The organism is Micromonospora sp. NPDC048842, assembly GCF_040649935.1.
Lineage (GTDB): Bacteria > Actinomycetota > Actinomycetes > Mycobacteriales > Micromonosporaceae > Micromonospora > Micromonospora hortensis.
This window is the reverse complement of sequence record NZ_JBEZGK010000024.1, coordinates 23,988-39,886: the sequence shown is the minus strand read 5'-3', so window position 1 is coordinate 39,886 and position 15,899 is coordinate 23,988. Positions and strand designations below refer to the sequence as shown.

Annotated in this window: 16 protein-coding genes; 10 read left to right on the top strand and 6 right to left on the bottom strand. The window is 70.6% G+C overall.

Features of this window, described 5'->3' with window-relative positions; all coding sequences use genetic code 11:
* The first annotated feature begins 1 nt into the window (after position 1).
* The gene (gene ribH / locus AB0C19_RS26790; protein WP_091401939.1) at positions 2-502 is read left to right on the top strand and encodes a 6,7-dimethyl-8-ribityllumazine synthase; all 501 of its coding nucleotides are present in this window, start codon (positions 2-4) and stop codon (positions 500-502) included.
* A 28-nt stretch (positions 503-530) separates the two neighbouring features.
* Here ribH and AB0C19_RS26785 read toward each other — a convergent pair whose 3' ends face one another.
* Genes AB0C19_RS26785 through AB0C19_RS26775 form a run of 3 tightly spaced genes read right to left on the bottom strand, consistent with a single transcriptional unit; the run spans position 531 to position 2,983 of the window.
* Positions 531-1,274: an amino acid ABC transporter ATP-binding protein gene (locus tag AB0C19_RS26785; RefSeq protein ID WP_357189722.1), complete on the bottom strand. Its 744-nt coding sequence runs from the start codon at positions 1,272-1,274 to the stop codon at positions 531-533.
* Between the two features lie 3 nt (positions 1,275-1,277).
* Positions 1,278-2,114, bottom strand: coding sequence for an amino acid ABC transporter permease (locus AB0C19_RS26780; protein ID WP_357189798.1), 837 nt, complete (start codon positions 2,112-2,114; stop codon positions 1,278-1,280).
* A 5-nt stretch (positions 2,115-2,119) separates the two neighbouring features.
* Positions 2,120-2,983 carry an ABC transporter substrate-binding protein gene (locus tag AB0C19_RS26775; protein WP_357189720.1) on the bottom strand — a complete coding sequence of 288 codons (864 nt, stop codon included), beginning with the start codon at positions 2,981-2,983 and terminating at the stop codon, positions 2,120-2,122.
* 133 nt (positions 2,984-3,116) lie between these two features.
* Between AB0C19_RS26775 and AB0C19_RS26770 the strand changes: the two genes are divergently transcribed.
* The 9 genes from AB0C19_RS26770 (at position 3,117) to pheT (ending at position 11,478) form a co-directional block, all read left to right on the top strand.
* On the top strand, positions 3,117-3,380 hold the full coding sequence (locus AB0C19_RS26770) for a phosphoribosyl-ATP diphosphatase (protein WP_030335709.1): 264 nt from the start codon (positions 3,117-3,119) through the stop codon (positions 3,378-3,380).
* Positions 3,381-3,429: 49 nt separating this feature from the next.
* Positions 3,430-4,275 carry an ATP phosphoribosyltransferase gene (hisG, locus tag AB0C19_RS26765; RefSeq protein ID WP_030488425.1) on the top strand — a complete coding sequence of 282 codons (846 nt, stop codon included), beginning with the start codon at positions 3,430-3,432 and terminating at the stop codon, positions 4,273-4,275.
* Positions 4,276-4,598: 323 nt separating this feature from the next.
* Complete coding sequence (locus AB0C19_RS26760) at positions 4,599-5,072, top strand: PH domain-containing protein (RefSeq protein WP_357189718.1); 474 nt, start codon at positions 4,599-4,601, stop codon at positions 5,070-5,072.
* Between the two features lie 360 nt (positions 5,073-5,432).
* A complete protein-coding gene (gene infC / locus AB0C19_RS26755) occupies positions 5,433-6,083 on the top strand; it encodes a translation initiation factor IF-3 (RefSeq protein WP_124818759.1) in 651 nt (216 codons plus the stop codon).
* Between the two features lie 20 nt (positions 6,084-6,103).
* Positions 6,104-6,298, top strand: a complete 195-nt coding sequence (gene rpmI / locus AB0C19_RS26750) for a 50S ribosomal protein L35 (RefSeq protein ID WP_007458415.1) — start codon at positions 6,104-6,106, stop codon at positions 6,296-6,298.
* A gap of 32 nt (positions 6,299-6,330) precedes the next feature.
* Entirely contained in the window at positions 6,331-6,723 is a 393-nt protein-coding gene (rplT, locus tag AB0C19_RS26745; protein WP_030488429.1) for a 50S ribosomal protein L20, read from the top strand.
* Positions 6,724-6,752: 29 nt separating this feature from the next.
* Positions 6,753-7,604, top strand: a complete 852-nt coding sequence (locus AB0C19_RS26740; RefSeq protein ID WP_357189716.1) for an RNA methyltransferase — start codon at positions 6,753-6,755, stop codon at positions 7,602-7,604.
* Positions 7,605-7,823: 219 nt separating this feature from the next.
* The gene (gene pheS / locus AB0C19_RS26735) at positions 7,824-8,891 is read left to right on the top strand and encodes a phenylalanine--tRNA ligase subunit alpha (protein ID WP_357189714.1); all 1,068 of its coding nucleotides are present in this window, start codon (positions 7,824-7,826) and stop codon (positions 8,889-8,891) included.
* Between the two features lie 40 nt (positions 8,892-8,931).
* Positions 8,932-11,478, top strand: a complete 2,547-nt coding sequence (gene pheT, locus AB0C19_RS26730; RefSeq protein WP_357189712.1) for a phenylalanine--tRNA ligase subunit beta — start codon at positions 8,932-8,934, stop codon at positions 11,476-11,478.
* A gap of 297 nt (positions 11,479-11,775) precedes the next feature.
* Here pheT and AB0C19_RS26725 read toward each other — a convergent pair whose 3' ends face one another.
* The 3 genes from AB0C19_RS26725 to AB0C19_RS26715 are packed head-to-tail and all read right to left on the bottom strand — an operon-like array spanning position 11,776 to position 15,664.
* A complete protein-coding gene (locus AB0C19_RS26725; RefSeq protein ID WP_357189710.1) occupies positions 11,776-13,767 on the bottom strand; it encodes a hypothetical protein in 1,992 nt (663 codons plus the stop codon).
* Complete coding sequence (locus AB0C19_RS26720; RefSeq protein ID WP_357189708.1) at positions 13,764-14,933, bottom strand: 5'-methylthioadenosine/S-adenosylhomocysteine nucleosidase; 1,170 nt, start codon at positions 14,931-14,933, stop codon at positions 13,764-13,766. Before AB0C19_RS26720 ends, AB0C19_RS26725 begins: the two co-directional genes overlap by 4 nt.
* Positions 14,930-15,664 (bottom strand): NUDIX domain-containing protein, encoded by a 735-nt coding sequence (locus AB0C19_RS26715; protein ID WP_357189706.1) that lies wholly within the window; start codon positions 15,662-15,664, stop codon positions 14,930-14,932. The genes AB0C19_RS26720 and AB0C19_RS26715 overlap by 4 nt, the downstream gene beginning before the upstream one ends.
* Positions 15,665-15,899 lie beyond the last annotated feature (235 nt).

Genomic DNA, 15,899 nt, shown 5'->3' with positions numbered 1-15,899 from the left:
GATGGCGGGTTTCGGTGAGCCGGGAGTCGAGGCGGTCGACGCCGCGGGGCTGACCGTCGGGGTCGTTGCCGCCCGCTGGCACGGCGAGCTGACCGACCACATGCTGGAGCGTGCGGTGGCCGCCGCCGAGGCGTGCGGTGCGCGTTCCGTGGTCGCCCGGGTCGCCGGTTCGGTCGAACTGCCGGTGGTCGCGCAGGCCCTCGCCCGCCGCTGCGACGTCGTGGTCGCCCTCGGCGTGGTGGTCCGTGGGTCCACCGCCCACTTCGACTACGTGTGCCGTTCGGTCACCGACGGGCTGACCCGGGTGGCGCTGGACGAGGGCAAGCCGGTGGCGCACGGGGTGTTGACAGTGGAGACCATCGAGCAGGCCCGCGACCGGGCCGGTCTGCCCGGCTCGGCCGAGGACAAGGGTTGGGCCGCCACGGTGGCGGCGCTCGACGCCGCGCTGGCCGTGCGGACGGTGGCTGCGGGCAACGCCCAGCGGGTCGGCTTCGGCGGCTGACGCCCGGGCCGTCTCTGAAGGCGGGCCTTCAGAGACGGCCGGCCTCGATGATCCGGCGCAGGAACTGTCGGGTACGGGGCTGCGTCGGCTCGCCGAGCACCTGCTCGGGCGGGCCGCTCTCGACGACCCGCCCGGCGTCGAGGAAGCACACCTCGTCGGCGACCTCCCGGGCGAAGCCCATCTCGTGGGTGGCCAGCACCATTGTCATGCCGTCGGCCTTCAGGTCGCGGATCATCGTCAGGACCTCGCCGACCAGCTCCGGGTCGAGCGCGGAGGTGACCTCGTCGAGCAGCATCAGACGAGGTGAGTTGGCCATCGCCCGGACGATCGCCACCCGCTGCTGTTGCCCGCCGGAGAGCCGGTCCGGGTAGGCGTCCGCCTTGGCGCCGAGCCCCACCCGGTCGAGAAGCTCCCGGGCCTGCGCCTCGGCCTCCGTCCGGCCCCGCCCGTGTACGCGGCGCGGCGCGAGGGTGATGTTGTCCAACACGCTCAGGTGCGGGAAGAGGTTGTACGCCTGGAACACCATGCCGATCCGCCGCCGGACCCGGTCCGGGTCGACCCGGGGATCGGAGATGTCCTCCCCGTCCAACTCGATGGTGCCGTCGTCGAGTTCGTCCAGCAGGTTGACGCAGCGCAGCAGTGTCGACTTGCCGGACCCGGACGCGCCGATCACCGCCACCACCTGATGCTCGGCGACGGTCAGGTCGAGGTGGTCGAGCACGGTGTGCCCGCCGAACTCCTTGCGCAGGCCCCGACAGCGCAGCAATGCCATGGGTCAGCCTCCCGACTGTCGGCGGGCGGCGCGTAGCGTCACCCAGTCGGTGACCGCGATCAGCGGGATGGCGAGCAGCACGAAGAGCACCCCCGCCACGACGTACGGCGTGTAGTTAAAGGTCTGGGCGGTGGCGATCTGCGCGGCGCGGACCGCGTCGATCGGCCCGGCCAGCGAGACCAGCCCGACGTCCTTCTGCAACGCCACCACGTCGTTGAGCAGGGGTGGCGCCACCCGGCGGACGGCCTGCGGCAGGACCACGTGGCGCATCGTCTGCCGGTACGTCAGGCCCAACGAGCGGGCCGCGGCGAGTTGGCTGGAGTGCACCGACTCGATGCCGGCCCGGAACACCTCGGCGAGGTAGCCGCCGTAGGTGAGGACCAACGCGATCCCACCCAGCACCAGCACCGGCGGCATGCCCTGCAACCGCAGCCCCGGCACGCCGAGGGTGAGCAGGTACAGCACGATGATCAGCGGTAGGCCGCGGAAGGTGTAGGTGTAGCCGGCGGCCAGCGCGCGGACCGGGAAGAAGACCGGCCCGCGCAGCGTCCGCAGCACGGCGATCACCAGCCCGAGCAGCAGCGCGCCGACCGCACAGCAGACCAGCAGCCGTACGTTGAGCCAGAGCCCGCTCAGCACCGTCGGCAGCGCGTCGCGGGCGATCTCCGGATCCAGGAACGACCGCCGGACCCGGTCCCAGCCCGGCGCCCCGGTCACCGCGATCACCAGCAGCGTGCCGAGCGCCGCCGTCGAGGACGCCGCGACGAGCACGCTGTAGACGGTCTGCCGACGCCGGTACGCCGACCGCCGCAGCTGCGCCTCCGAGGGCACCTGATCCAGTAGCGTCACCGCAGCTCGGCCGCCCCCGCCACCTGCGCGAGCCACTTTTGTTCCAGTTCCTTCAGCGTGCCCCCCGTGGTGAGCTGACTGACCGCCCCGCTCACGCAGGAGGTCAGTGGGGAGTTCTTGTCCAGCAGCAACCCGAACGCCTCGGGCGTACCGACCTGCGGCACCTGCCCGACGATCGTCGCGTCGGTGATCTCCGCGCCGGTGATGTAGAAGGCGGTCGGAAGGTCCACCACGAGACCGTCCAGCTGCCCGTTCTGAAGGGCCTTCTTGGCGTCGTCGTTGCTGTTGTAGACCTGCGGCTTGGCGGCCGGCTTGATCACGTCGGTGATCGCCTGGTAGCTGGTGGTGCCGACCTGCGCGCCGAGCCGAGCGTCCCGCAGGTCGGCCAGCGACTTCCGGCCGGCGATCTTCGAGGACTTCAACGCGATGACTGTCTGCCGCACCAGGTAGTACGGCGCGGAGAAGTCGACAGCCTGCTTGCGCTCGTCGGTGATGGAGAACTGGTTGATGTCGAAGTCGAAGTCCTTCGGCCCCGGCGCGATGGCGGTGTCGAACTTGACCCTGGTCCAGGTGACGTCGGCGCGGGCGTAGCCGAGCTTCTCGGCCACCGCGTACGCGACGGCGGATTCGAAGCCCTCGCCGCTGTCCGGCTTGTCCTTGGCGAACCACGGCTCGTACGCGGGCTGGTCGGTGGCGATGGTCAGCTTGCCCGGCGTACGCGTGGGCAGGCTGTCCTTGGCGCAGGACGGCGTTGCTGTGACAGTGGGGGTGGGTTTCTCGTCCTGTGGCGCGCATCCGGCGGTGGCTACGACGACGGCGCCGGCGAAGGTGAGCGCGAGGAGACGTGAGCGGCTGGCCATGGCGGACAGCGTAGAGCTCCATGGGCATCGATCGACAATTGTCCCACCATGTTGGTAGGGAATTGTCCGCTTACTGGATTCCGATGGACCCGGACGCGGGGTGCCGCCCGGGTGGCTGGAAGAATCGTTCCCCGTGAAGACGTTCGAGGAGTTGTTCGCCGAGCTGCAGGCCAAGGCCGCCGCCGGCACCCCGGGCTCGGGCACCGTCGCCGCGCTGGACAAGGGCGTGCACTTCATCGGCAAGAAGGTCGTCGAGGAGGCGGCCGAGTCGTGGATGGCCGCCGAGCACGAGGGGCCGGAGCGCACCGCCGAGGAGATCTCCCAGCTGCTCTACCAGGTCCAGGTGCTGATGCTCGCCAGCGGTCTCGAGCTCAAGGACGTCTACCGACATCTGTGAGTGCCCCCACCCCTGTTGATCGCCAACCGGATCGAAGGAGCACTCCGTCATGCTGCGTGTCGCCATTCCCAACAAGGGCACCCTGGCCGAACCGGCCGCCCAGATGCTGCGCGAGGCGGGCTACCGCCAGCGCACCGACCCCAAGGACCTCGTCTGCCGGGACGAGGCCAACGACGTCGAATTCTTCTACCTGCGTCCGAAGGACATCGCCACCTACGTCGGCTCCGGTGACCTCGACCTCGGGATCACCGGCCGGGACCTGCTGATCGACTCGGCCGCGCCAGCCGAGGAGGTCGTCGACCTCGCCTTCGGCCGGGCCACCTTCCGCTTCGCCGCCCGCCCCGACGACATCGCCTCCGTGCAGGAGTTGGGCGGTCACCGCATCGCCACCGCTTACCCGGGGCTTGTCGAACGGCACCTCGGCGAGGTGGGCGTCAAGGCAGACGTGATCCGCCTCGACGGCGCTGTGGAGAACGCCGTACGCCTCGGTGTCGCGGACGTGATCGCGGACGTGGTGGAAACCGGCGCGACCCTGCGCCAGGCGGGCCTGGTGGTCTTCGGCGAGCCGTTGCTGCGCTCGTCGGCGGTGCTGGTCCGGCGCGCCGGCGCGCCCGCGCAACCGCAGGCCGAGCAGTTGCTGCGCCGCCTGCACGGTGTGCTGGTGGCTCGCCGCTACGTGATGCTCGCCTACGACGTGCCGGCCGGTCTGCTGGACCGGGCCAGCGGGCTCACCCCGGGCATCGAGTCGCCCACCGTGTCGCCGCTGCACCGCGAGGGCTGGGTGGCGGTGCAGGCGATGGTGCTCCGCGACGACGTGCACCGCATCATGGACGAGCTGTACGAACTGGGTGCCCGCGCCATCCTCGTCACCAACATCCACGCCTGCCGCCTCTGACCGTCCAGGTCAAGAGCGCCGGTGGACCGGGGTTATCCGCGCGCCCGTCCCAGCGATGCCTAGCCGATCATGGAGTTGTGCTGGGCGACAAAAAGCCCGGAAGACCCTAAACCAGGCACCACAACTCCATGATCGGCAAGCCCGACCTGATCCTGCTCCGCGATCTTGCACATTCTGCACCGACACAAGGTGAATATCACCCTGTATCGACAACCGAAACCGCAAGATCGGCGACCCTTCCGCTCGCCAGGGGGGCACAGGAGTCGGGGGTGGCTCGGCGGGTGGTGCGTTTGGTGGACGAGCGCGGATGGCAGACTGGTGGGGTGAGTGAAACCGAGCTGGTCCGCCTGAAGCCCCGCCGCATCCGCGTGGTCTGCTGGTCGGCGGCGGCCGCCCTGGTGGTGGTGTTCGGTCTGGTCGCCACCTCGCTGAGTGGCCCGACCGGCGATGGTTACGGCAGCTTCCAGCGCGGCGACCAGATCGCCATGATCGGCCTGGGCGTCTTCGGTGCGCTGGGCTTCCTGCTGTTCACCCGTCCCCGGGTGGAGGCGGACGCTCGGAGCATCCGGGTCCGTAACGTCATCAGCTCCTACGAGCTGCCCTGGGAGGTTGTCCGGGGCGTCCGCTTCGACCGGGGCGCGCCGTGGGCCAGCCTGGAGCTGCACGACGACGACCTGCTGCCGATGGTCGCGTTGCAGGCCGCCGACAAGGAGTTGGCCGTCGACGGGGTCCGCGCGCTGCGCCGGCTGCACGAGGCCCACCAGGTCCGTCTCGCCGAACGCGCCGTCGGCCGCTGACCCCGGCGAAACCACCCACCGGCTCGTGCCGGCCGCGGGTCGTGCCCGGTTTGGGGGTCGCCGGGGCGCCGGTGTAGTGTTATCGAGTCGACCAGGCTGTCTCCGCGTGCGAGCAGACAGCCTTGAAAGCGGAGCGCCTGCTCCCACCCGAGTCGCCGCTACGGTGGCCGGGTCCGGTCACCGGTTCCGGGCATGTCCCGGCGCCGGGTGCGCGATCCTTGTGATCGTGCTGACCGGTCGAGCGGGCCCTGGCATGCGCCGGGGCCTTCTGCTTTTCGAGTCGGTTCCCTCCCGGGAGCCGCAGGGGTCGGCGAGTGAGCAGAAACGACTCGAGGAGGCCCCATCAGCGTCGAACCACGCGTGAACGAGCAGATCCGGGCACGTGAGGTCCGACTGGTCGGCCCAGAGGGTGAGCAGGTGGGCATCGTCCCGCTGGAGCGCGCTCTTCAGCTGGCCGCGGACGTCGATCTGGACCTGGTCGAGGTTGCGCCGATGGCGCGCCCGCCGGTGTGCAAGCTCATGGACTTCGGCAAGTTCAAGTACGAGAGCGCACTCAAGGCGCGCGAAGCGCGGCGTAATCAGCAGCAGACCGTCATCAAGGAAATGAAGCTTCGGCCGAAGATCGACCCGCACGACTACGAGACCAAAAAGGGTCACGTGGTGCGGTTCCTCAAGGCGGGCGACAAGGTCAAGGTGACGATCATGTTCCGCGGTCGCGAGCAGAGCCGCCCGGAGCTGGGTTACCGGCTCCTTCGCCGGCTCGAATCCGAGATCACGGAACTGGGATACGTCGAGGCCGCTCCGAAGCAGGACGGCCGAAACATGATCATGGTTCTCGCCCCGCATCGGGCCGTCAAGGCCTCCGCGGTCGCCGCTACGGCGTCTCGCGGCGGACCTCGGGACCGGGCAGGGGACGAGTCCGCCGCTCCGGAAGCCGATGAGACCGCGGCGGTCAGCGAGACCGCAGCAGCCGGTGACACCGGCCTCGCCGCCGACACCAGCGGCGAGTAACAGGGGAGAAGACGTTCCACATGCCGAAGATGAAGAGCCACACGGGTATGGGTAAGCGGGTCAAGGTGACCGGCAAGGGCAAGATCGTTGCCCAGCAGGCCGGCCTCCGCCACAACCTGGAGAAGAAGCCCTCCACCCAGACCCGCCGGCTGACCGGCACGGTCGTGCTGGCCAAGGCCGACGTCAAGCGCATCAAGAAGCTGCTCGGCCGCTGACGCGCGCCACCTTTACGTAATTAGGAGTTGAGATGGCACGCGTCAAGCGGGCTGTAAACGCCCAGAAGAAGCGTCGTACCCTGCTGGAGTCCGCGAGTGGTTACCGCGGTCAGCGCTCCCGCCTGTACCGCAAGGCCAAGGAGCAGGTGCTGCACTCGATGCAGTACGCCTACCGGGACCGTCGCGACCGCAAGGGCGACTTCCGGCAGCTGTGGATTCAGCGGATCAACGCGGGCGCCCGGGCCAACGGGATGACCTACAACCGTCTGATCCAGGGCCTGCGTCTGGCCGGCATCGAGGTCGACCGCAAGATCCTGGCCGACATGGCTGTCAACGACGCCGCCTCTTTCGCGGCGATCGTCGAGCTGGCCCGGGCCGCGGTCACGGCCGAGGGCACCGGCGGCGCGGCGGCTCAGGCCGCCTGATCCCCACGCACCAGAGCGAGGCGTCTCCCGTGTCGGCACCGCCGTCCGGGGGGCGCCTCAATCGTGCCAGAGGAGCGCACATCATGGCTTTCACCCCGCGTACCCCAAGGGTTGTCGCCGCCCGCCGCCTGCAACGCCGCCGGGACCGCGACGCCACCGGCCGTTTCCTGGCCGAGGGCCCACAGGCGGTCCGCGAGGCCCTCGCGCGGCCGGAGGTGGTCACCGAGTTGTTCGGTACGACCACCGCGCTCGACAGGTACCCGGAGTTGGCCGCCACGGCGGCCCGCGCCGACGTGCCGGTCTCCGAGGTGACCGACGATGCCCTCGCGGCGCTGACCGAGACCGTCGCCCCACAGGGGTTGGTCGCCGTCTGCCGGCATTTGGACGTCTCACTGGAGCAGGCCCTCGCGGGTGCGCCCCGGCTGGTGGCGGTGCTCGCCGAGATCCGTGATCCGGGCAACGCCGGCACCGTGCTGCGCACCGCCGACGCGGCCGGCGCGGGTGCCGTGATCTTCGCCGGAGACGCCGTCGACCCGTACAACGGTAAGTGTGTGCGGGCCTCGGCCGGCAGCCTCTTCCACGTCGACGTGGTGCGCGCCAGCGACCCGGTCGCGGTGGTCGACGCGCTGCGCGCCGCCGGGCTGTCGATCTTCGCCACCACCGGGTACGGCGACAACGACCTGGACGATCTGACCGACTACGGTCGGCTCGTCGGACCCACCGCCTGGTTGTTCGGCTCGGAGGCGCACGGGCTGTCCGAGGAGTTGACCGCGGCGGCCGACACCACTGTGCGGGTGCCGCTGTACGGGCGCGCGGAGAGCCTCAACCTGGCTGCCGCCGCAGCGGTCTGCCTGTACGCTTCAGCGAGAGCGCAGCGCTGAGGGTGATTGCCTCCGGCGCGACTGACAGCAGGGGAGAGCGTCCGTCCATGAACGCGACACGGCGTTCGTTTAGCCAGCCCGCCGGTGTCGGCGGGCGGCGGGCCTGACCTGCTCCCTGCGCAACTCCTACCGGCGGGCTGCGGCACAGCCGCGCGTCCGTAGACTCGCCTAGCCGCCCCGGTGAGGGCTGGCGCCGCCGTGAGGGAGTGCCCGTACGCCATGAGCTACCGCAACGATCCGTACGACCCGAAGCAGGTCGCCCTACTCGACCCCGCCGCCCTGGCCGAGGCCGTCGCGGACGCCACCAAGGCGTTCGAGGCCGCCGCCGACCCGGACGCGCTGACCGCGCTGCGCTCGGTGCACCTGGGTGACCGGTCACCGGTCTCCCTCGCTCGCCGGGAGATCGGCGCGCTGCCGCCGGCCGCGAAGTCCGACGCCGGCAAGCGGGTCAACGAGGCCCGCCGGGCGATCGAGTCCGCGTACGCCGAGCGCTCCGAGGTGGTGGAGCGCGAGCAGGCCGAGCGGGTGCTGGTCGAGGAGCGGGTGGACGTCACCCTGCCCTACGACCGGCGTCCGCGCGGCGCCCGGCACCCGTTGAGCACCCTGATGGAGTCGATCAGCGACCTCTTCGTCGGGATGGGCTACGAGGTGGCCGAGGGGCCCGAGGTCGACCTGGAGTGGGTCAACTTCGACGCGTTGAACATCCCCGCCGACCACCCGGCTCGCGGGTTGATGGACACCTTCCACATCGCACCGGAGGGCTCCGGCCTGGTGCTGCGTACGCACACCTCGACGGTGCAGACCCGCACGATGCTCAGCCGCAAGCCGCCGATCTACGTGATCGTGCCGGGCCGCGTCTACCGCACCGACGAGATCGACGCCACCCACAGCCCGGTGTTCCACCAGGCCGAGGGCCTGGTGGTCGACAAGGGCATCACGATGGCCCACCTGCGGGGCACGCTCGACCACTTCGCCCGGGCGATGTTCGGCCCGGAGGCGAAGACCCGGTGGCGGCCGCACTACTTCCCGTTCACCGAGCCGTCGGCGGAGTTCGACGTGTGGTTCCCGGAGCACCGGGACGGCCCGCAGTGGGTCGAGTGGGGTGGCTGCGGCATGGTCAACCCCCGGGTGCTGCGCGCCTGCGGCGTCGACCCGGAGGTCTACTCCGGATTCGCCTTCGGCATGGGCATCGACCGGACCCTGATGGTCCGGCACGGGGTCAGCGACATCCGCCATCTCTTCGAGGGCGACGTGCGGTTCAGCCGCGCGCTCGGGACCGGGGCGTAGGCGATGCGGGTACGAGACACGGGAACGGTGGTCTGAAGTCATGCGAGTTTCTGTCAGTTGGCTGCGGGAGTACGTCGACCTCCCCGCCGACCTGCCCACCGGTGACCTGGAGCAGGCCCTGGTCGACCTCGGCATCGAGGTCGAGTCCGCTGTGGACCTGACCGAGACCGTCACCGGCCAACTGGTCGTCGGTGAGGTCCGCGAGATCGAGGAGCTCACCGGCTTCAAGAAGCCGATCCGGTTCTGCCGGGTCGACGTGGGTGCCGCCAACGGCACCGGCGAGCCGCAGGAGATCGTCTGCGGTGCCCGTAACTTCGCCCAGGGTGACCGGGTGGTGGTGATCCTGCCCGGCGGCGTGCTGCCCGGCGGCTTCGCCATCGGCGCTCGCAAGACGTACGGGCACAACTCGGCGGGCATGATCTGCTCGGCCAAGGAGCTGGGCCTGGGTGACGACCACTCCGGGATCATCGTGCTGGGGCCGGACGTGACGGCCAAGCCGGGTGACGACGCGCGCCCGGTGGTCGGCCTCGACGACGTCGTCCTCGATCTGGAGATCACCCCGGACCGGGGGTACGCGTTGAGCCTGCGCGGCCTGGCCCGGGAGCTGTCGCACGCGTTCGACGTGCCGCTGCGCGACCCGGCCCTGGCGCCGGCTCCGGGCGGCACCGAGACGCCGGCGTACCCGGTGGAGGTCCGCGACACTGTCGGCTGCGACCGGTTCACGGCCCGCCTGGTCCGCGGGGTCGACCCGAGCGCGCCCACACCGTCCTGGATGCAGCAGCGGCTCGTCACCGCCGGCATCCGCAGCATCTCGCTGCCCGTCGACATCACCAACTACGTGATGTTGGAGCTGGGCCAGCCGATGCACGCCTTCGACGCCGACCGGATCGTCGGGCCGCTGGTGGTCCGTCGCGCCGAGGCGGGGGAGAAGCTGACCACCCTCGACGGGGTCAACCGGGTGCTCACCGCCGACGACATGGTGATCTGCGACGACACCGGTCCGATCTCCCTGGCGGCGGTGATGGGCGGCGAGACCAGCGAGGTCGTCGCCGACACCACGACGGTGCTCTTCGAGGCGGCGCACTGGGACCCGGCGATGGTCGGGCGCACCGCCCGCCGGCACAAGCTGTTCAGCGAGGCCGCGAAGCGCTGGGAGCGGGGCGTCGACCCGGCCGTGGCGCTGGTCGCGCTGGAGCGTGCCGTGCGGCTGCTCACCGAGCACGGTGGGGGCACGCCGAGTGCGGAGATCCTGGACATCGACCACGTCCGGCCGCGTACCCCGATCAGCCTTCCGGCGGACCTGCCGACCCGGCGGGTCGGCGTCGAGTACCCGCCGGCGCGGGTGGTCGCCCTGCTGGAGCGGGTCGGCTGCACTGTCGCGCAGGGCGCGGACCGGTTGTCCGAGGACCCGGGCGCTGTCGGCGTGGCCAGCGGCGTCGGGACGGTTCTGAGCGTGACCCCGCCGACCTGGCGTCCCGACCTGACCGACCCGGCCGACCTGGTCGAGGAGGTGGTCCGCCTCGACGGGTACGACAGGGTGCCGTCGGTACTTCCCACCGCGCCTCCGGGTAGTGGTCTGACGCCGCGGCAGCGTCGCCGCCGGGCCGTCGCCTGGTCGCTGGCCGAGCGGGGGTACGTGGAGGTGCTCGCGCACCCGTTCGTGTCGCCGGAGCTTGCCGACCAGCTCGGCCTGCCGGCCGACGATCCGCGTCGGCCCGCGGTGCGGCTGGCCAACCCGCTGTCCGATGAGGAGCCGCTGCTGCGTACCACGCTGCTCGGCCCGCTGCTCGGCATCCTCAAGCGCAACCTCGGCCGGGGTCACCGCGACCTCGCCCTCTACGAGATCGGTGCGGTCTTCCACCCGCGCGTCGGCGCCGGCAGCCCGCCGGCGATGGGGGTGGACCGGCGTCCCACCGACGCCGAGTTCGCGGCCGCCGACGCGGTGGTACCGGCGCAGCCGGTGCACGTCGCGGTGGTGCTCTCCGGCGACCTGGACCCGGCCGGTTGGTGGGGTGCCGGTCGCCCGGCCGGATGGGCGGACGCGATCGAGGCGGCCCGTGACGTGCTCGCCGCCGCCGGGATCCCCGACGAGCGGGTCGAGGTGCGTGCCGCCGAGTACGCCCCGTGGCACCCGGGTCGCTGCGCCGAGCTGCGGGTCGACGGCTCGGTCGTCGGACACGCCGGCGAGCTGCACCCGGTGGTGGTCGCGGCGTTGGAGCTGCCCCGCCGCACCAGCGCGATGGAGCTGAACCTCGACACGCTGCCGCCGACCCCGGTGACGCCGGCGCCGACGGTCTCCGGCTTCCCGCCGGCACTGATCGACGTGGCCCTCGTGGTGGACGACTCGGTGCCGGCGGAGCAGGTGCGCCGGGCACTGGAGGCGGGTGCCGGTGAGCTGCTGGAGGACGTGCGGCTGTTCGACGTGTACTCCGGCGCGCAGCTCGGCGCCGGCCGCCGGTCGCTGGCGTACAAGCTCACCTTCCGGGCGCCGGACCGGACGCTCACCGTCGAGGAGGCGGTCGCGGCACGGGACGCGGCGGTCGCCGTCGCGGCGGAACGCCTCGGCGCCACCCTGCGCGGCGCCTGACGGAGTCGACGCGGCCCCGGCGAGCGATTTCTTAATTCGCGGATTCGGGTTCGTGTCCCTGGCGGCGCATGAACGAGAAAGGCCCTGACCTGGTGGTTCACACTGGGTCGGGGCCTTTTCGTGTTCCCCGGGTGCTGGCGTCGAGTTCCGGCACCAGCGAGGACTGGTTCGACCAGTATTCGCCGATGGATGCTAGCGAGTGCACGCCAGGGCGGCTGAGGGAGCCGATCACGACGTGATCGTGGCTGGTGTTGGCGGGCGGCAGCGTCCGCCGCAATTCCCGGAAACGAGTCGTCGTCAGTCGTTCACGTCCCGAATGGCGCTTGCGAGGCTGGCAAGTTTCTCATCGGCGCGGCGGCGGCGGTGCCTCACCCACTGCTTACCTTCAGCCGCGATCCCCTCCAGGACGTGCAGGGTGTGGCTGAGTCCGGACGCGTCCTGTGACAGCTCGGTGATCTTTGTCGGGTCGTCCTCATGTGGGTCGGTCTCGCCCTCTGGCACGCTCACCTGCACCGAAACCGGGTCGCCGTTGAAGAGCGTCAGCTTAAAGGTCTGCTGCTGTCCGGCGACCCCTTCGATTCGCACGGCGGCGACGGCGTCGAAGCGGTAGTTGAGGCGCTGCGTGATCCGGCTCGTGGCCAGCTCGAAGTCCAGTTCGATGTCGACCTGCCGCACACCATCCTGAGTGAGCAGGAAGAGCAGGAGTTGATACCGGGAGTATCGCCAGGGGCCACGGGGATAGCGGGCCCGCTTGCAGGCGCGGCCGGGTGCCTCGATGAATGCGTGCGCGATGACCTGGCTGGGATGCAGTTGGAATTGCCTCATGGCCTGGTCGACCAGGACCTTGCGGTCGTGTTCTAGCCAGGCCGCCATCTCGGCGTCGGAGGGGCTGTCGGCCAGCTTCGCCTGCCACTTGCGGTACGCCGCCCATTGGGCTTGGTCCCGGAGCAGCCGTTCCGCGTCATCGTCGGCCACGCGGCGCCGTTCGGCGATGATGCGGAACCCGGCACGTTTGGCCGGCACCGCCGAGGCCACCGCCAGCAGGAGCCACACGACGGCGTGTAGGGGATCAAGCGTGATACTGCCCGCCATGGCCAGAATGCCGCCACAGGTGAGCAGTACCAGGCCGCCGAGATGGAGGGTGTGTGTGCGGACGGTGAGACGCAGCTCCTGCCGGTGGGCCGTGAGAGTGTCGCGCTCCCACCGGGTTCGGACGTCCCCGACGAGGTGCCGGATCAACCAGGCGACGCGGTCGGCTCCGATGCGCTGTTCCCGGTAGATCTCCACCAGCTCGTCACGCAGCTGCCTCCGTATGCCCGCGGTCTGGTCGAGCCAGTACCCGCGATCGGTGCCCCGCGGTACATATAGGGCGAAGTAGTGATTGAACATGCGGTCCACCCTGCTCGCGAATCCGCCCGTCGGCGCTTCGGGACGGCGTTGGGTGGGCGGGCGCAGCTGTGCCTCCTTGGCGTGCATGCGCGCCGAGCGGTAGTGGCGATCGGCGCCCCCGACACCGTAGGCGGCGAGCCCGCCGACGCCGACGAGTGCGCCGGCGATGGGACCGAGTCGTCCCGTCGCCATGGCCAGCGCGACCAGGGAGACGACGGAGAGCGCGGCGATGGCCGCGGCGATACCGAACTGGAGCCAGTTGCGCACGGTCACGGCGGCGGGAGCCACCTCCCGGGTACGGGGCTGTGCGGGCACAGGTTGGAAAAACTTCCATACCCGGTCGACCCGGTCGTCGCTGGTGCGCCGTGAAACCGCCAGAGCAACGGACCGTTGCCACATCTCGTCCTGGATCGTGCCGTCGAGCAGTGCCTCGAGGTGGCCGTAGACGCTCTCCCGCTGTCGATCACCCAGCGCGTCGATCTCCTTGATGACGAATTCTGCTTCGGCCGGGCTGACCGGGGTCAGCAGCCGAAGGACAGCCTCCACGCCGGCGGCCCACGGTTCGTTGGCATCGAGCGGCAGCAAGCTGCCGCAGATGGCCGTGAGGCGGTCCAGCTCAGCGTCCCCGAGTTGGCGCAGGGTGCGTCCGCTGAGTAGGGCGATCAACCTGTAGAACTGCACTTCGGTGGTCTGGAGGCCACCGGCGGCGGCGCGTTCGAGCAGCCGCACCGCCTCGTCGCGTACCCGGGCGTCGAGGTACTTCACCCCAGCCTCGAACTGCTGCTCCGGGGTCGGATTGGGGGGCAGGGTGTAGTAGTTGATGCCGCCATGCACGGTACCGGCCTGCACGCCAACGTACGCGTCTCCGTCCGCGACGTTCGTCGCCGCTTCGGTCGTCACTGGAGCGCCTTCACCGCGGCGATGATGCCTGCGAGGTGTGCGGCCAACTCGGCCACCTCGCCGACGAGGCCCCGCAGCCGCCGCAGTGCGAGTAGCAGCCTGCTCCTGCTGCCGGCCACCCCCTCCCGGACGCAGTCGGCGGCGGTGTCCAGCTCCGCTTCGGCGGCCTCGTAGGTGTCGTTGTCGAGGCCGCCGTCCCGGTGTGCCTGCTTCAGGTCACGCCGCAGTTCGCCGAGGCTCGCCGCCAGGTCGGCCGGCCGATCGGCACCGGCGCCGGCGCCGATGACGACGCCGCCCTGAATCTGCCCGGCCTGGATGCCCACCCGAGCATTGCCGGTGGCCACGTTCCGGTTCGTCATTCGCACAGGCGCACTCCTGTCGCTGTCGGTGTCACTGGTTGCGGGGGTTGGGGGGTTCTTCACCAGTTCCTGGGCCAGCGCAACGGCGAACGCGGCGGCGTGCCGTGCCGCCCGGGGCTGCCAGTTGTGTCCGTCGGTGCTCGTCTTGGTGCCGTCGGCGTGGTCACTGATGCCCCGCACCACCACAACCGGCAGGGCGCGGTTGAGGTGCCCGGCCTGGGCGACGCCCGCCGCCTCCATCTCGATCGCCAACGCGTCGTTGTAGTGCTGGCGAATCCACCGCGCCTGCTCCGAGACCGCTGAGTCCTGCACTACCTCACCGGCCGCGATGGCACCGAAGTGGACGGTAGCGGGATGTGGCTCGGCGGTGAGCCCGTCGCGCCACCGCCCGGAGCGTGCTACGTGGTGGGCGATCTGGTCGGCCTCGTGCGGGATCTCCCAGGCCTTGGGCCGGGCCTTAAGCCCGTCGTTTTCGCTCGTGCCGCCGTGGTAGGCGTAGACCTTGCTCGCCACAACCACGTCGCCGAGCCGGATGTTCGGCCACAGACCTCCGGCGACGCCCACGAAGAGCACGGCGGCCGGGGAGAACTCGGCCATCGCGCGCTCCGCGAGGACGGCGGCCGGATGGTTGCCCTTGCCCACCAAGGCCAGCGCGACGCGGCAGCCTCCGCGGCCGAGCCGGCCGACCTCGAAACGGGTCCCGGCAGCGTGCCGGTGCACCGTGAGGTCGGACAACCGCTCGCAAACCGCCTCGTACTCCAGATTGAGCGCCGTGAGGATCACGACGAGCCGATCTTTGGTGCTCATGCCGTCTCCTTGTCCGCCGGGTCCGGTCCAGAAGGCCTGACCATGGGGGGATGCAGTGTGGTGCGAGGGCCCGGCCGGAACAGCTGGGCCGGCCGGCCGCCGTCCGTCCGTCGGGTCGCCTCCACCGGGACGATGAAGCCGTCCACGCTGCGAACCTTGCGGTAGAAGTTGCGGGGATCGAGGGGTGCGCCCCATACCGCCTCATAGACGGTGCGGAGGTCGGCGATCGTGAACGTCGGTCCGCAGAAAGCGGTGGCGAGTGCGGTGCGTTCGAGCTTCTCCCGGGCCCGCTCGACCCCGTCAGCGAGGATCCGCCGGTGGTCGAAGGCGAGCCGGACGTCGCCAGCGAGGGATTCGTCCACGGGCCTCCAATAGGCGGAAGAGGCGTCGGTGCCGGCGACGGGCTCCGGCAGCGCCGGCGCGATCGCCAGGTAGGCGACCGAGATCACCCGGCCCCTCGGGTCGCGTCCAGGTGTCCCGTAGACGCCAAGTTGTTCGAGGTGCGGCCGGTCGGCAGCGAAGCCGGTTTCCTCGGCGAGTTCGCGGTGGGCGGCGGCGAGCAGCTCTTCCTCATTGTGGCCGAGGAAGCCGCCGGGCAGCGCGAGCGCCCCGCGGTCAGGTTCGACGCCGCGCTCGATCAGCAGGACCTGAAGGACGGCTCCGCGCAGCGTGAGGATGACGAGGTCCACCGCGAGAAGAACCCTCGGGGCGACCCAGCGATCGTCGGACATGGATCGACCCTAGAGTTAGTGTCACTCTGACGTAAAGGTGCTCCAGCTGTCGGATTCCGGCACACCCTGGGTGGGCGGACGCCTGGGTCGACCCGATGTAGCAGGGCCGCGGTGATGAGTCGATACCCATTGCCGGCCGGGGTGGGGGATGCCATCGTCGACCGCGACGAAGGGGCGTCCGTGCGCCCACTCGACGAGCTCACGGGTCTTCCAGTGCAGGACGTCGACCTCGTCG

Bases quoted from the DNA above. Each gene is read 5' to 3' on its own strand.
- ribH (WP_091401939.1), top strand. From the start codon at position 2: ATGGCGGGTTTCGGTGAGCCGGGAGTCGAGGCGGTCGACGCCGCGGGG.
- AB0C19_RS26785 (WP_357189722.1), bottom strand. From the start codon at position 1,274: ATGGCATTGCTGCGCTGTCGGGGCCTGCGCAAGGAGTTCGGCGGGCAC.
- AB0C19_RS26775 (WP_357189720.1), bottom strand. From the start codon at position 2,983: ATGGCCAGCCGCTCACGTCTCCTCGCGCTCACCTTCGCCGGCGCCGTC.
- hisG (WP_030488425.1), top strand. From the start codon at position 3,430: ATGCTGCGTGTCGCCATTCCCAACAAGGGCACCCTGGCCGAACCGGCC.
- rpmI (WP_007458415.1), top strand. From the start codon at position 6,104: ATGCCGAAGATGAAGAGCCACACGGGTATGGGTAAGCGGGTCAAGGTG.
- rplT (WP_030488429.1), top strand. From the start codon at position 6,331: ATGGCACGCGTCAAGCGGGCTGTAAACGCCCAGAAGAAGCGTCGTACC.
- pheS (WP_357189714.1), top strand. From the start codon at position 7,824: ATGAGCTACCGCAACGATCCGTACGACCCGAAGCAGGTCGCCCTACTC.
- pheT (WP_357189712.1), top strand. From the start codon at position 8,932: ATGCGAGTTTCTGTCAGTTGGCTGCGGGAGTACGTCGACCTCCCCGCC.
- AB0C19_RS26720 (WP_357189708.1), bottom strand. From the start codon at position 14,933: ATGAGCACCAAAGATCGGCTCGTCGTGATCCTCACGGCGCTCAATCTG.
- AB0C19_RS26715 (WP_357189706.1), bottom strand. From the start codon at position 15,664: ATGTCCGACGATCGCTGGGTCGCCCCGAGGGTTCTTCTCGCGGTGGAC.